The organism is Hymenobacter qilianensis, assembly GCF_014638675.1.
GTDB lineage: Bacteria > Bacteroidota > Bacteroidia > Cytophagales > Hymenobacteraceae > Hymenobacter > Hymenobacter qilianensis.
In genome coordinates this window covers 1,406,405-1,421,435 of the sequence record NZ_BMFN01000001.1, presented here as the reverse complement: position 1 = coordinate 1,421,435, position 15,031 = coordinate 1,406,405, and the positions used below count along the sequence as shown (strand labels likewise).

The 15,031-nt window shown below is 55.6% G+C and carries 16 protein-coding genes; 12 read left to right on the top strand and 4 right to left on the bottom strand.

Translation table 11 applies throughout. The features are described 5' to 3' along the window. Positions 1–185: 185 nt before the first annotated feature. Complete coding sequence (locus tag IEW06_RS06140; RefSeq protein WP_187733444.1) at positions 186–1,199, bottom strand: ScyD/ScyE family protein; 1,014 nt, start codon at positions 1,197–1,199, stop codon at positions 186–188. Positions 1,200–1,562: 363 nt separating this feature from the next. On the opposite strand from IEW06_RS06140, the gene IEW06_RS06135 reads away from it, so the two are divergent. The 4 genes from IEW06_RS06135 to IEW06_RS06120 all read left to right on the top strand — a co-directional run bounded on the left by IEW06_RS06135 (position 1,563) and on the right by IEW06_RS06120 (position 5,364). Then, positions 1,563–2,114, top strand: a complete 552-nt coding sequence (locus IEW06_RS06135) for a glycosyl-4,4'-diaponeurosporenoate acyltransferase CrtO family protein (RefSeq protein ID WP_187733445.1) — start codon at positions 1,563–1,565, stop codon at positions 2,112–2,114. Positions 2,115–2,236: 122 nt separating this feature from the next. Then, on the top strand, positions 2,237–3,511 hold the full coding sequence (locus IEW06_RS06130; RefSeq protein WP_223284770.1) for a M48 family metallopeptidase: 1,275 nt from the start codon (positions 2,237–2,239) through the stop codon (positions 3,509–3,511). A 15-nt stretch (positions 3,512–3,526) separates the two neighbouring features. After that, positions 3,527–3,817, top strand: coding sequence for a hypothetical protein (locus tag IEW06_RS06125; RefSeq protein WP_187733446.1), 291 nt, complete (start codon positions 3,527–3,529; stop codon positions 3,815–3,817). Positions 3,818–4,029: 212 nt separating this feature from the next. Further along, positions 4,030–5,364, top strand: coding sequence for a TPM domain-containing protein (locus IEW06_RS06120; protein WP_187733447.1), 1,335 nt, complete (start codon positions 4,030–4,032; stop codon positions 5,362–5,364). Positions 5,365–5,445: 81 nt separating this feature from the next. Here IEW06_RS06120 and IEW06_RS06115 read toward each other — a convergent pair whose 3' ends face one another. Next, on the bottom strand, positions 5,446–6,000 hold the full coding sequence (locus IEW06_RS06115; RefSeq protein WP_187733448.1) for a hypothetical protein: 555 nt from the start codon (positions 5,998–6,000) through the stop codon (positions 5,446–5,448). A gap of 449 nt (positions 6,001–6,449) precedes the next feature. On the opposite strand from IEW06_RS06115, the gene IEW06_RS06110 reads away from it, so the two are divergent. From IEW06_RS06110 to IEW06_RS06095, 4 genes are all read left to right on the top strand, one after another. Next, the gene (locus IEW06_RS06110) at positions 6,450–7,016 is read left to right on the top strand and encodes a GNAT family N-acetyltransferase (protein ID WP_187733449.1); all 567 of its coding nucleotides are present in this window, start codon (positions 6,450–6,452) and stop codon (positions 7,014–7,016) included. A gap of 307 nt (positions 7,017–7,323) precedes the next feature. Then, positions 7,324–7,590 (top strand): acyl carrier protein, encoded by a 267-nt coding sequence (locus tag IEW06_RS06105; protein ID WP_187733450.1) that lies wholly within the window; start codon positions 7,324–7,326, stop codon positions 7,588–7,590. Positions 7,591–7,768: 178 nt separating this feature from the next. Next, complete coding sequence (locus IEW06_RS06100) at positions 7,769–8,485, top strand: 3-ketoacyl-ACP reductase (RefSeq protein WP_187733451.1); 717 nt, start codon at positions 7,769–7,771, stop codon at positions 8,483–8,485. 207 nt (positions 8,486–8,692) lie between these two features. Then, positions 8,693–9,616: an alpha/beta fold hydrolase gene (locus IEW06_RS06095; protein WP_187733452.1), complete on the top strand. Its 924-nt coding sequence runs from the start codon at positions 8,693–8,695 to the stop codon at positions 9,614–9,616. 68 nt (positions 9,617–9,684) lie between these two features. Here the strand turns inward: IEW06_RS06095 and aspA are convergent, their stop codons facing one another. Continuing rightward, entirely contained in the window at positions 9,685–11,091 is a 1,407-nt protein-coding gene (gene aspA / locus IEW06_RS06090; RefSeq protein ID WP_187733453.1) for an aspartate ammonia-lyase, read from the bottom strand. Between the two features lie 132 nt (positions 11,092–11,223). Between aspA and IEW06_RS06085 the strand changes: the two genes are divergently transcribed. From IEW06_RS06085 to IEW06_RS06070, 4 genes are all read left to right on the top strand, one after another. Then, positions 11,224–11,814, top strand: a complete 591-nt coding sequence (locus IEW06_RS06085; RefSeq protein WP_187733454.1) for a DUF4269 domain-containing protein — start codon at positions 11,224–11,226, stop codon at positions 11,812–11,814. Between the two features lie 61 nt (positions 11,815–11,875). Next, a complete protein-coding gene (locus IEW06_RS06080; RefSeq protein WP_187733455.1) occupies positions 11,876–12,643 on the top strand; it encodes a creatininase family protein in 768 nt (255 codons plus the stop codon). Between the two features lie 72 nt (positions 12,644–12,715). Then, positions 12,716–13,654 carry a proline iminopeptidase-family hydrolase gene (locus tag IEW06_RS06075; RefSeq protein WP_187733456.1) on the top strand — a complete coding sequence of 313 codons (939 nt, stop codon included), beginning with the start codon at positions 12,716–12,718 and terminating at the stop codon, positions 13,652–13,654. Between the two features lie 108 nt (positions 13,655–13,762). Next, the gene (locus IEW06_RS06070; RefSeq protein ID WP_187733457.1) at positions 13,763–14,479 is read left to right on the top strand and encodes a haloacid dehalogenase type II; all 717 of its coding nucleotides are present in this window, start codon (positions 13,763–13,765) and stop codon (positions 14,477–14,479) included. Positions 14,480–14,490: 11 nt separating this feature from the next. On the opposite strand, the gene IEW06_RS06065 is transcribed toward IEW06_RS06070, so the two are convergent. Then, a complete protein-coding gene (locus tag IEW06_RS06065; RefSeq protein WP_187733458.1) occupies positions 14,491–14,922 on the bottom strand; it encodes a hypothetical protein in 432 nt (143 codons plus the stop codon). Positions 14,923–15,031: the final 109 nt, after the last annotated feature.

The window sequence follows — 15,031 nt, the reverse complement described above, 5'->3', positions numbered from 1 at the left end:
GCGGATATTCGCGGGAAAGGCGCCGGACGAAAGATACAGGAATGTATGAATTGCGCCGTCTGGCGCTGACCTGAAATTTCTGTAAGCAAGCACCTTAGGGTGTAGGCATACACGCAAAAACGCCCAGCCTTTTGGCTGGGCGTTTTGCGCTTATAACAGTATCTATCACAAGTAATAAAGCACGTTTAAAACGTTACTCTGCGGATAGTGCCGTCGCCATTGGTTAATACATAGTAGGTGCTGCCGCTGATGCGCTCGATATCGGTGGGCCGGCTGAGGCCACCCAGCAGGACGGTGCCTGATTCGTTGCGTACGGCGCCGGTATTGGGCTGGAAGCCTACGTTTGTTGGTGGCTGAAATACGAACTCGGCCAGCTGAGTAACCACGGGGGCTTTATTGGCTGTTAATTCAATATCGGTGAGGGTAGTGAAACCCGTGCGGTAGTCACTCACGACGCCGGTGTTGCTTACCTGCATTATTTTAGCCGCCCCAGGGGCAAAGGAAAAACCAGTGAGCAGGCTGACCAGGAATCTGCTGCCATCATGCACAATACCCGTTGGCACGGCCTGGGTCGTGGGTACGGGCTGGTTCTGGAGTGTGATGTTGGGGAAGCGTGCAAACACACTCAACCTTCCGTTGTCTTTATCCCGCCTGATGATAGCATTGGCACCCGCATCGACGATATACAGACTGCCATCTGGCCCAAAGGTCATGCTGTAAATGTTTGATTCGAGCGGGCTGGAAAGGTTCTGCGACAGCACAAACGCGCCGATATCCTCCGAGGGCAGACTGGAAGCTGGGCGCGCAGGGTCGCCGAGCCGGTAACTCGACACATCCACTCGGTAGAGTTTACCGAAATAGCCCCCCAGAATATACAAGATGCCATCTCTATAGAGTACATGGCCAAGACTACTTACGTCCCCGTCGGGCCGCAATTCGGACTGAAAGCCCGTGAATACAGGATACACCTGCCCCGTACCAGTTACTACCGACACCCGTCCGTCGTTACGACCTGTTCCAGTCTCACTCACCCACACCCGGCCATTCGGCGCAACACTCATCCCGATGGGATTTACTAAATCATCCGTTAGAATAGGTCGCTGGGAAGCCAGCAAACCATCGAGGCCGTCGCGGTCGCTGCAGCCAGTAACAAGGGTCAGAAGTAGGGTTGCACTCAGGAGGTAACGTTTGTAATTCATGGCAATTCGGGTTTGGAGTAGAGAAAGAAAATATGATTTTTTTAATTAAAATAGCTGTTAATCAGCTTGTTATCTCTAATTAATAAAGATAAACCCAGATTTCATAGCATTTTTCCTCTCTGTTTAATACCAGAATTTTGCAGCTCATCAGTGCGTACCCAACACTAGCAAATCCTTTCCAGATGAGTAGTAAAAAGCCCCCCCAGCCTCTCAGTTCAGCGGGTACCGAGGGCGTCTTTATGCTAGCAGCTGAGCCCTGATAAAAGACTTGCTGCTACCGCGTTCTGAAGGCGTAGCACTGAGCTTTCATCTTGTGTAGTTTAGCTTATGCCCAGCCGCTGGGCGCCTTTGCATCCTTGCCTTATGCTCCCGATTGGTAAGAAAACGTCTGCTCCTTCTACCATCCGGCTGGCATGGTACAATGCCGTACCGAATATGTTCTGGTCGGTGCTGAGCCTAACGCCTATTAGCGTGTTCTGTTACCAGCATATGGAGCGGCCGTGGCTATATGGGATGCTACTCGTCAGTCTATTAGCTTTCGGGATACCAGCTTCTTGGTTCAGCTATCTACGGCTTAGCCGCGGCCCGGCCACGTACCGACGGTTGGGGGTGCACGCCGTAAACCGCTTCACCCAGCACGGCGACCTTATTCACCGCCTGATTCGCCAACAGTATCCGCAGTACAAGCGCGTACGCACTCACTCCGACAAGGCAGCGCTGGTGCGTGCCACCTACCATCAGGAGCGATTTCACCTGGTGCTCTTTCTGTTTTTTCTACTGACGAGCCTGTATGCCGCTGCGCTTGGCTATGGCCGCTGGGCACTACTTATCGGGCTTACCAATGTCGTTTATAACCTCTATCCGATGTGGCTACAGCAATACGTCAGATTGCGGCTTCACCCTTCTTCTACCTAATAGTGAGTAGCTTATTAAGAAAGGGGGCAAACAAATTGCGATTACGCTATATTACCTGCATTATTCCCATAGTGTACCTAGGTAAACAGTGTCCGAATAAGTCTCCTCTTCTAGCTAAATCTATGACGCTTCTTTACAAACGAATTTTTCTAACGATGCTGGCTTTGGGTGTGCTACTGGCTCCGGCTTTGGCCGCACCAGCAGCAGCGGCGGATTCGGTTGCCGCTTTCAGCATTGAAGCCGCTACGCAGCATTACCTCAACACGCTCACGCCCGCCCAAAAGGCCAGCTCCGACGCTTACTTTGAGGGTGGCTACTGGCTCCAGCTTTTGGGCATAGTATACGCGCTGGGCGTAGCGGCTATATTCCTGGTGCTGGGCCTTTCCAAGGTTATAAAAGGCTGGACGTCGCGACTGCCCGGTAAGGTGCTGCCTACGCTGGCTTATGCGGCGCTGTATCTGCTGTTGGCTTACTTGCTCAACTTCCCGCTTAGCCTTTACGACGACTATTTCCGCGAGCACCAGTACGGCTTATCCAACCAGAGCTTCGGTGAGTGGCTAACCGACGATTTGAAGGGCTTGGCGCTGTCGGTGGTATTCGGGAGCTTAGTGTTGCTGGCTTTGTACGCGGCTATTCGGCGCACGGGGCGCAACTGGTGGGTGTGGGGCACAGCTATACTAGCTGTCTTTCTGGTGATATCCATATTTGTGTCGCCAGTGTTCATTTCGCCCTTATTCAACAAGTACACCCCCTTGCCAGAAGGGCCCGTGCGCGACCAGATTCTGAGTATGGCGCGGGCCAACGGCGTACCTGCCGACAACGTGTACCTCGTGGATGCCTCCAAGCAGAGCAAGCGCATCAGCGCCAACGTAAGCGGACTGGGCAGCACTATCCGGGTTTCGCTCAATGACAACCTACTTAATCGCTCCACCCCCGAGGAAGTGCAGGCCGTAATGGGCCACGAGCTGGGCCACTACGTGCTGAACCACATTCCCAAAATGCTGATCTTCCTCGTCCTGATTATCGGTATCGGCTTGTGGTTTGTCGATTGGGCTTTTCACCGACTTATCGGCCGCTACGGCCCGCGCTGGGGTATTGCTGGCATCGCCGACGTGAGTGGGCTGCCGCTGCTGGTGGCGTTGTTTGCGGTGTATATGTTTCTGGCTACGCCCGCTTTCAATACTATTATTCGCACCCAGGAGCAGGAAGCGGACGTGTTTGGCCTGAACGCCGCCCGCCAACCCGACGGCTTCGCTACCATTGCTATGAAGCTGTCAGAATATCGCAAAATTGACCCCAGCCCGTGGGAAGAAATCATTTTCTTCGACCATCCTAGCGGCCATACTCGCGTGCTGACGGCCATGCGCTGGAAGGCAGAGCATTTGCAGGATAAATAACTTCTTTACGCACCTATGCAAGACGCCATTCTTAAACTAGTTCACCAAGCACACGCTCTGACCGAGACCGCCGCTATCGAGGCCGTCGATTCGCAGGAGAGGAAGAAGCTCATTTTAGCCGATTTGTCGCTGCACTTGGTACAGGCGGCATTACGCCATCCCCAGCCACAGGCAGCGGAATTGAGGCGGTACTTGTTTTCAGTGCTCACCGTTTGTGATGGCTTCGTACCCGACCTTGACCTCAAAGCAATGGCCGAAGTATTGCTACCACCACCCCCAGCAAGCCCCTCTCCTCCAGCGCAGTAGCATGGCATGATGCGTATGGGCCGGGCTTCATTTTTCACCCAACTTAACGAAGCTTGCCAAAAAATAGGCTCGATGACGGTAGATCAGCCAAGGAGCTTCATGCACCAAAGAGTAAGGAGGTTTTAGGTCAAGGGCTTACGGTCTACAGCCACTTGACAACAAGCGACGTAGAAGGCAAAATAGTGTTGATCTCCCACCTCATCCTCTATGCTATGCATCGTTTCTTGTTTGTCATCTTATTGCTCGTATCAGCGGGGCTGAGCGGGCCAGTAAGAGGCGCGCAGCAGCCCACTGATGGACTGCCGCCGCGGCCCTCACCTTTTCGCTTCGTAACCGATCAGGCGCAGCTTCTCTCCCCCGCCGACGCTAAAACCCTGGAAGGCGGTCTGCGGCGCTATGCCGATAGCACCGGTACCCAGATTGTTGTCGTGACGGTGCCCACGCTGGGTGGCCGTGCCGTGGCCGACTACGGTCGTGCTCTGGGCGAAGCCTGGGGCGTTGGGCAGCGCGGCAAAAACAACGGCATCGTGCTGCTGCTTTCCGGGCAGGAGCGCCAGGTCACCATTCAAGCGGGTAGCGGGCTGCGGGCTCAGATTACGCCGGAGTTGACCAACCGCGTTATCAGCCAAGAAATGGCCCCCAGCTTCAAGCAAGGCCGCTACTTCGCGGGCCTGCGCACTGGTCTCAACTCCTTAATGTTGGCCGCTAATCCTAATTATGCCCCCCAGGGTAAGCAGCAGGCTGCAACTACGCCCGGCCCAGCAACTTTGGGCGGGGCGGCAGGTTCGGCAAGTACTGATGGCTCCAGCCTGAACAATGAGTTGCCTGCGGCTTCTGAACCAGCCTCTGAGCCTTATCGGCCGGCCGAAGCGTCGCCTGAGCCTTCGTCTCCGGGCATGGGCATCGGTACTATGGCCATTGGAGCCTTGGTTATTGGCGGCATCCTGTGGCTGGTGATGCGGATGTTTCGGCGTAAGGCTCCGGACGCGCCCCGGACTGTTTATTCCAATCAGAATCCGAATCAAAACCCTAACCAGACGCCTGATTTCCTGGGTAACCAATCCGCGAGGTCGGCTGGCAACTACACCCGTGGACATGCGCGCCAGCCAGTTCCTGATTTTCTGGGCACCGGCACCATGAACAGAGGCGGCGGTGGCCTGAGCAGCGGCATGGGGGGCATTTTGGCGACGGGGGCAGCCGCCGCGGCTGGCGCTTACCTGGGCAACCGAATGGCCTCGGGCGGACACTCTGACCAAGCCGGCAACAGCATTGCGGGCGGCGACAACACGGCTCCCCAAAACCTTGACCCCGCAAACACCTATGCCGCTGGTGTGGGAGGCGCAGCTACTTCTGGAGGCTTTCCGGCGCTGGAAGGCACTGGCAACGTCGAGGAAACAAGCCCCGATTATTTCTCCGACTTACCCGCCAATAGTTCAGAGCCCGATTTCTTCTCCGCCGATGAGACGTCCTCCTACGACGACACCGCTTCTGATGACACTGGCGGCGGTGACTTCGACGACACCAACAACAACAGCGGCTCCTGGTAAACGTTTCGCAGGTCTGCACACACCAAAAAAGCCCCCCAAACATGTTTGGGGGGCTTTTTTGCTAGAAGTCTTTCGTGGTTATTACAGTCCATTACCGCTAGCTGCCAGCGGAGGAGTTGCTGCTAGAGGCACGGCAGCGTTGAGGGCAGCCACCTGCTGACTTTGCTTGCCCAGCCGAACCTTCACATTGCGCACGGCTACTTCTTCGTTGGCACCATCCGATTTTACCCGCAACGTGTACCGGTAGCTGTCCCCTCCGAGCTTGAAGCACAATAGGTAGTTGCCGGGCTGCAAATTATCAAAGTTGAGGCGGCAGGAATAATACGATTGGTCGAACGCTTCATCGAACAGTTTCTGGCCGTTGACGAGGCTGTACACCTGCACTTGCCCATGCTCTTTGGCTAGGTTCTGGGTGCGCACCCGGAAGACGGTGGGTTCTACTTTGTCGATGGTTACGGGTTGTTGCTGCGCCACTACGGGGCTGGCGAACAGAGCACCACCAAACAAGAGCACGCCCAGGGTAGCCCGACGCAAATAACCCAAAGCAGAAGATGCCGACCGGGCTTGAGTTGACTCAGGCGTAGAAGCAAAACGGGCGGCGAAGGCGGAAGCGGCGGAAGTGAAGGAGCTTTTCATGATAAAAAGTTTGGGGTTAGAAATGATGGAGACTTTACCAAATGCACCGCTTGGCAGCGGCTATTCCCCTCCATAATCTCCCTGCTGGTTGCCGAGCTCATTGCTGAAAAAAGCAGCGTGTGTGCGGTTGTGAACAGTTGAATCGTAGGGGCACCGATAAATTTCCAACACCCGTGCCACTTGCATAAATTATTGCAATACAGATGCTTATATAAAATATAAATAAAGGACGCCCATCAAAAAATGTTCGCTTACGGACAGTGCGTTCGATTCTGAACTAAGCGACAGAGCTGTTATCAATGGCTTCTTAGAAAAACTGAAGCCGCAGGGAGTGGCCGTTACCAGCGCGTACGCCCGGCACTAGCCTTGCACCACAGCCTGATTTATAAGCATCATCTCTATGTTTGCACTTATTACTTTAGCCAGCGCGTCGATACTAACTATACTTTATGCAGTCAATTTCTACCCCGGTTCTCAACCCTCCCCTCCATCAAGTACCCGTGCTGGAAACGGCCCGCTTACTCATGCGGGGGTACAAACCCATTGATTTTGAGCAGTATGTGGCCATGTGGGCCGATCCTAAGTTTTACCGCTACCTGACTCCCCGCCCCATGGTAGAGGAAGAAGTATGGGCTACCATGCTCCGCAGCATTGGGCATTGGGCGCTGATGGGCTACGGGTTCTGGGCCATTGAGGAAAAAGAAACCGGCGCCTTTATCGGTGCCGTGGGCTTTGCTGATCCGAAGCGCGATATCGTGCCCTCGAACCACGGCACGCCTGAAATTGGCTGGGTGCTGGCTGCTCACGCCCACGGCAAAGGCTACGCGACGGAGGCCGTAGCCGCGGCCGTTGCCTGGGGCGACGCGCATTTTGGGGCCGTGCGCACCGTGTGCATTATTCATCCGGCCAACAAAGCATCCCTGCGCCTGGCCGAGAAGTTTGGCTACCTGCCCTACCATCGCACCACGTACAAAGACCAGCCTACGGTGATGTTGGAGCGGTTTGGGAAGAAATAAGCAACTACTGCTGCGTATAAATCCATCATAAAAAGCCCCCCCGAGTGACTCTGGGGGGCTTTTTTACACCGTCTTACTAGTTAGGCTTAGGACGCGTGCCTCGCGTCGGATTTACTACCTTTTTACGGGGTGTTCACTCATGTATCAGGAAAAAACAGATTCCTTGATAAGGTAAAAAGCCAGTTGATACGTCTGTATAGCCTAAGAATGGGCTCCTGCCACAGGCGTGGGAGCGGCTTCCTTTATCTACTTCTACAAGCGGCTTTGCAACGGCGCACGCTGCTCCAACTTCTATTATTTCTTTTGTATGCTACCTATTCAGCAGCAGGTGTATAGCTACCTGCCCATCAAGCCCACGTTAGCAGCCAAACCTTCCAACGATTCCCGCTTTGGTGAGGACTTGGGCATGGATCAGATTGACTTTTTTGAGCTGGTTATTCGCCTCGAAAATCTCTACCATGTCCGCATTCCCGACACCGAGCTGGAGCAGGTAAAAACCGTGCAGCAACTCATCAGCTGCCTCAATGATCAGTTGGTAGGGCAAAAGTGGGGCTGCTCGGTGCTTATGGCCTAGACTACTACACCTGCTTACTGACGCATTTGTGCTCGTTCTATTGAACGGCTTTTCTCGGCATTCCTCTTTTCGCTAAAAACTGAACCCGGCGTGTACCAGCTACTTACCGCAGGCGGCCAAACACCTGTCGGCTTCGGTGGTTATGCCGTGTATCACTCTCCCTTTTAGCTGAAATTGCATGGAATCATTAGCAGGAAAAGTCGCCCTTGTGACGGGCGCAGGTAAAGGAATTGGACGCGCTGTAGCCTTGGCGCTGGCTCAGCAAGGCGTGCATGTGGGCTTGCTGGCCCGCTCCGAGGAGCAGCTTCAGGCCGTTGCCGACGAGATCAAGGCTCTGGGGGGCAAAACCACCGTAGTAGCCGCCGACATCACCGACCGCGCCGCCGTGGAAGCCGCTGCGGCCCGCGTGGAGCAGGAGCTCGGCCCCATCGATATTCTCATTAACAACGCTGGTATCGGCACCTTCGGCAAGTTCCTGGACTTCGACCCCACCGAGTGGGAGCGCATTATCCAGGTAAATCTGATGGGCGTGTACTACGCCACCCGCGCCGTATTGCCTCAGATGATAGCTCGCCAAACCGGCGACATCATCAACATTTCGTCCACGGCCGGGCAGCGCGGCGCAGCGGGTACCAGCGCCTACAGTGCCTCGAAGTTTGCCGTCATGGGCCTCACCGAGTCGTTGATGCAGGAAGTGCGTAAGCACAATATCCGGGTGTCGGCGCTCACGCCCAGCACCATCGCTACTGAGTTGGCTGTCAGCAACAAGCTCACCGATGGCAACCCGGATAAAGTAGCCCAGCCCGAAGATCTGGCCGAGCTTATAATCGCGCAGCTGAAGCTCAACCGGCGGGTGTTTATCAAAGAAGCCGGCATGTGGTCTACGAATCCGTAGCAAGACCTTGCACTGCCTATTGGTCTTTTGGTGCGGCGTTTTTTAGGCTTATTAGCTTCTCGCCCAGCATCTAAGCACATCACTATCGCGTAGAAAGTACAGCGCATCAGCTTCGACCTACGCGAGATTCGCGAATGAAAAGCCCCCCAGACGCTCACAAGTAGCGCCTGGGGGGCTTTTTAATCTTCCCACTTCTACTCTTTTCTCATGGATATGCACCACATCCGGCGCGGTACCGGAAAGGCACTTTTACTGCTACACGGCATAGGAGGCAGCTGGCGCTCCTGGCAAACCATTCTCGATGGCCTCACTGCTGAACGTGACGTAATTGCCGTCGACCTGCCGGGGTTTGGCAATACGCCCCCTTTGAATGGCCCGGTTACCATTGCTACGCTGGCTGATGCGGTAACGGATTTCCTACGCGCCCAAAACTTGCTGGGCATCGATGTGGTAGGCAGTTCGATGGGCGCGCGCTTGGTATTGGAGCTGGCGCGCCGGGGCGGCGTGGTAGGAACAGTCGTGTCTCTTGATCCGGGTGGGTTCTGGGAAGGCTGGGAGATTCCTTTTTTCTACCACTCGGTGGCCATTTCTACTAAGCTTGTACGTGCCTTACAGCCAGTGATGCCCCAGCTAACTGGTAGCACCGTGGGCCGCACGCTGCTATTTGCTCAATTCTCAGCCCAGCCCTGGAAAATTGCCCCCCAAGTAGCGCTGGACGAGATGCGCACCTTCGCCCAAGCTCCCTCATTTGATGAGCTGCTCGATAACTTAGCTCACGGGGAGAAGCAGAAAGGCGCTCCACAGGGTAGTATTGTCGCTCCCCTTATCATTGGCTGGGGCCGGCAAGACCGGGTGTGTTTTCCGAGTCAGGCCAAGCGGGCGCTAGCCAAGTTTCCGGATGCCCGCTTGCGGTGGTTCGAAAACTGTGGACACTTTCCGCAGTGGGATCAGCCCGAGGAAACCATTCGCTTGATTCTGCGCGCTACCAGTGGCGAAATTATTGAAGAAGCAGTCGAAGCGCGTGGAACTGCTGCCGCTTCGCCCCGCCGCCTGAGTACTACCGCCGCCGTACTTGGCATAATGGCCATTGTAGCGGGTGGTATCTGGTTAACGAGTTCTAAAAACCGTTAAAAGGTGCGGCCCACGGCAGAAACGCATTTATACCGTGGGCCGCAATGGGTGTTCAGCTACTGGATCAGCTACTGAATAAAGTGCGGTCTGATCAAGTTTTCGAAGGTGAATATCTCATCCCATTTGGCTTGGGTCAGCAATTGCCGCTCGGTTACGGCTACATCGTACACCGATTTGCCGGTGCGCAGGGCCTCTTTCGCAATTTCTGAGGCCGTTTCGTAACCCAGCACAGGGTTTAGCTGCGTTACAATGCCCACGCTGTTGCGCACCAGTCGCTCCGCGTGCTCTTTGTTAGCCGTAATGCCAATCACGCATTTCTCGCGTAAGGTATGGCAGGCGCGGGTGAGGTAAGAGATACTGGTAAACAGAGCAAAAGAGATAACTGGCTCCATTACATTGAGTTGCAGCTGACCAGCCTCGGCGGCCATAGTCACGGTCAGGTCGGCCCCGATAACATAGAAGGCCGTTTGGTTGACTACTTCCGGCACTACGGGGTTCACTTTGCCGGGCATAATGCTGGATCCGGGCTGCAAGGGGGGCAAATTTATTTCATTGATGCCCGTACGGGGGCCGGAGGACAGCAGGCGCAGGTCGTTGCAGATCTTGGAAAGCTTCACGGCCGTGCGCTTTAGCACCCCTGAGAGCTGCACGTAGGCGCCCGTATCGTAGGTGGCTTCAATCAGGTCGCCGGCCAGTATTAAATCGAGGCCCGTAATCTGGCGCAGGTGCTCGGTTACGGTTTCGGCATAGCCAGCCGGCGCATTTACCCGCGTCCCGATGGCCGTAGCGCCCATATTAATCTCGCTGATGAGGCTGCGGCTGTCTTCAATGCGCAGCAGCTCCTCGCGCAGGTTGGTCGCAAAGGCCTTGAACTCGTCGCCCATGCTCATAGGTACGGCGTCTTGGAGTTGGGTGCGGCCCATTTTGAGCACATTCCGAAACTCGACGCCTTTTTCCGCAAACGCATCGGCCAATTGTCCCAGCGCTTGGCTGTAGCCCACCAGCTTATTATTCAAAGCAATACGAAAGGCCGTAGGATACGCGTCATTGGTCGACTGGGAGCAATTGACGTGGTTGTTGGGGTGGCAGAACTGATACTCGCCTTTCTGCTTGCCCATCAGCTCCAGCGCCACGTTGGCAATGACTTCGTTGGCGTTCATGTTTACCGAAGTGCCCGCGCCACCCTGAATCATATCGGTGGTAAACTGGCTATCGAACTCGCCGGCCGCGACCCGGTCGCAGGCCTGCACGATGCACTCGGCAATGGCTGAGTCGAGCACGCCTAAGTCGCGGTTGGCCAGGGCAGCAGCCTTTTTTACATAAGCCAGTGCCTGCACAAACAACGGCTCCGACCGGAGTGGAATACCCGTAATATCGAAATTCTCGAGGGCGCGCAGCGTCTGAATGCCGTAGTATACATCAGTAGGAATGGCCCGTTCGCCAAGAAAGTCGTGCTCGAGTCGGGAAGTTTGCATGGGTGGGTGGATTTCAAGGGGTAGCTTGTCTACGCAAAGTAACGGAGGAGGTCGGCAATTGTGAGGGGCGGCGCGTGCTATTCCCTGGGTTATGTCAGTTAGCAGCGCAAAAGGGCCGATAATTGGGGTACAATGACAAACTGGAAGGATATAGGCTACTTACAAACGGGTACCCCGCGCCAGCAACTAGCGTATGTCACCTTGCAAAACTTAGGTGTGCTCGCCACGCTGCGCGATTTTGATCCCGTGCTGGCCGGCACCATTCCGCTGGACATTGACATTGCCAGCAGCGACCTCGACGTGCTGTGTGCCGTAGCTCCTGCTGAGGTGTCTTCTTTCACCGAGCTACTCCGCTCCCACTATGCCCACCTTCCCGAGTTTGCGCTAGCGCAGAAAATCATCAACCACCGCACGTCAGTGGTGTGCTGCTTTCGGTACCAGGAGTTTGAGGTGGAGATTTTTGGGCAGGATTGTCCTACGGAAGTCCAACACGCCTTTCGGCATATGATTGTGGAAGACGTGGTGCTGCAAGCCGGGGGCGAAGCGTGGCGCACAGCCGTGCGCCAGCTGAAAGAAAAAGGCCTGAAGACGGAGCCCGCTTTTGCGACCCTCTTGCAGCTGCGCGGCAACCCGTATGAGGCCATACTGTCGTTGGAAGGCAAAAGCATAGAGGAAATTCGCATGTGGATGGCTAATCTTCCGGCGCTGCCTGACGTAGGTTGATGTCCAGCGTTCCACCTCATCTTATAGCTGCCAAGCAGCCTTCTTTTCTAGCTCTTACCCTATGACTCCACGCCCCTATATCCTTGCCGAAACCACCTGGCAACAGGTGAAAGAAACGAAGTACGAAGTAGTGGTGCTGCCCTGGGGCGCCACCGAGGCGCATAATTACCACCTCCCCTACGCTACCGACAACTACCAGTGCGACTACGTGGCGGCCGAAGCAGCCCGCAAAGCCTGGGAGCGGGGGGCAAAACTGGTGGTTTTGCCCACCATACCCTTCGGCGTAAACACTGGCCAGCTGGATATTACGCTCGATATGAATCTGAACCCCAGCACCCAGCTGCTTATTCTGCGCGATATGGTGCAGGTGCTGGCCCGGCAGGGTATTCCGAAGCTGGTGGTGCTCAATGGCCACGGCGGCAACGACTTTCGGCAGATATTGCGCGAGCTGCAGGCAGAGTTTCCGAGTGTCTTTCTCTGCACCCTCAACTGGTATAAGGCTGCCGACCGCAGCCAGTTTTTCATCGCCCCCGGCGACCATGCCGACGCTATGGAAACCAGCGCCATGCTGCACATTGCCCCCCAGCTGGTCCGCCCACTGTCCGAAGCCGGCGACGGCGCATCCAAGCAATTCAAAGTCAAAGCCTTTCAGCAAGGCTGGGCATGGGCGCAGCGCGAGTGGAGCAAGGTATCAGCAGATACCGGTGTGGGCGACCCAGCCGAGGCGACGGCTGAAAAAGGCGCGGCTTTTCTGGAAGTGGTGACCACCAACATCGGGCAATTCTTAGTTGATCTGGCCGCCGCCGATCCGCAGGACCTATACGAATAGACAATTTCGCTACCTCATCTACGGAAGTTTGTGCAAGTTTAAGCATGCCACTCCCGCTCCACTTTTGATTCTATGAAGCATTTTCTCCTGTCACGTCGCACGCTGTTACTTGCCACCATTTGTTGGGCGCTGGGCTTTGCCGTACAGGCTCAACCAACTATGAAAGAAGGCTATATCACCGTGCCGGGGGGCAAAGTTTGGTATAAAGTGCTGGGGGCCGACAAACCAGGAATTCCCTTGCTCCTTCTGCACGGCGGACCGGGTTCGGGAAGCGGCAGCTTCGAGGGCTTTGTGGCGCTGGCCGATGAGCGGCCGGTCATTATGTACGATCAGCTGGGCTGCGGCAAATCGGATAAGCCCGACAACCCGCAACTCTGGACCTTGGAGCGGTTTGTAACCGAGTTAGAGCAGATAATAGCGGCGCTAGGCTACCCAAAACTGCATTTGCTGGGTCACTCCTGGGGCGGCACGCTGGCCACCGAGTATTTGCTTACCAAAAAGCCTCCCACCGTCGTCAGTCTTATTCAGTCGAGCCCGTTGCTAGATACCAAGCGTTGGGTGCAGGATGCGGAGCGTTACATTGCTCAGCTGCCGCCCGCCCAGCAAAAAGCCATGCGCCTGTACGCCGCCACCGATGAGCCAAGCAAACAGGCGTATAAAGAGGCCGTCACGCTTTACAACCGCCGGCACTTATATCGCAACGGCCCGATGCCGCCGAACCCAACGTTCGGCATGCAGGTGTACGAGACCATGTGGGGACCCGATGAAGCCCAAGCCACTGGTACGCTGAAAAACTACTCCCGCGCCAACGACCTCAAAAAGCTCACCGTGCCAGTGCTTTACCTATGTGGCCGCTTCGATGAAGCCGCGCCCGCCACGGTGGCTTATTTTCAGAAGCAAACGCCTAATTCACAGTTGGTAGTCTTCGAAAATGCCTCCCACAAGGCTTATTGGGAAGTGCCGGAGCAATACTTCCAGACCGTTCGGGCATTTTTGCACAAGCAGAAGTAAGCCGAATTTCTATTCCGTTTCGCGCCAAAAAACGGGTAGTAGCAGTCTGTGTAAACGGTCGCTACGTATGCAGGTCTACTTGTTCCTTTGGTCAGTCGTTATTCACTTATGCAGCAGCCCCGCTCTACCTCTACCAGTAATTCCAAGGTTATCCTCTTCGACGTAAACGAAACGTTGCTGGACATGAGCAAGTTGAAAAACGCGCTCATCAAAGCCTTCAACAACAAAGCAGCTTTTCAGCAGTGGTTTGGGCTGTTGCTCCAGTATTCCTTGGTCGATACGGTGACCAATCACTACCACGACTTCCGCACCATCGGCGACGCGGCCCTGGATATGACGGCCGCTATGCTACAGGAAAGAACGCTGAAGTCGGCTGAGAAGCATAAGCTTTTGGCTCTCATGACCGAGTTGCCGGCGCACAAAGACGTGCCCGATGGCCTGAAAATGCTCGCTAAAGCCGGTTATTCGCTGGTGGCGCTCACTAACTCCACGCGTAGCGTACTCGACGAGCAGCTGCGCTACGCCGACATCATTCATTACTTCGAGCAGGGCCTGAGTGTGGATGATCAGCGCCGCTACAAACCGCAGCTCGACGTCTATCATACTGCCGCGCGCCAGGCCGGAGCGGAGCCCGCTTCCGCTATCCTGGTTGCCGCTCACGGCTGGGATATTGCGGGCGCGCTGCACGCCGGCCTCGCGGCGGGTTTCATTGCCCGCAAAGGCCAGACCTTGTATCCGCTGGCGCCGTCGCCCACTTATCAGGGCAAAACGCTGCCGGAAGTAGCTAAGCAGATTATCGACAAAAAAGCCCCCCAGCGACCTTAGTGCCGTTAGGCTTACGCTAGCGAGTCTCGGGTTTGCGCCTGACTGACCCACTCCATCGCATCGCCTTCATTGCTGAAAAAAGCCACGGCAAAGGGCTGGTAGTCGGAAGCGTGGGGCACTTCGTAGCCGGGCCCGTTGATAATGATTTCCAGCAGCGTCGGGCTCGTGAGATAAGCTACATACAGGCGACCGCCCAGCTGCGCAGCCATATCCAAAAAGTACTCGGTGAACAGCCAGCGGGTGATGGCCGGATCGTTGAGCGTACGCCGCCGAATATCCTGTAGCCAGAAGCGGCATCCAGTAGCTAGCGCGCTCTGGGTAAGCTTTTTATAAGTGTGAGGCAACACCTCAATGGGAGGTTGGTAGCCCCAGCGCCCGACGAACAGGTTCAGGTCGGATCGGTAGGTGGTTTCGAGCAGATCGGGGAGCCTCTCAGCAGCCATAGTTGCGGGTAGTTGGGGGCGAATATAGCCGTCATCAGGCAATGCGTCATGACTCTGAAGCTCGTCCGCAGAATCACCTACGCAGAGCAATGCGAAGTCTTCCTAATGC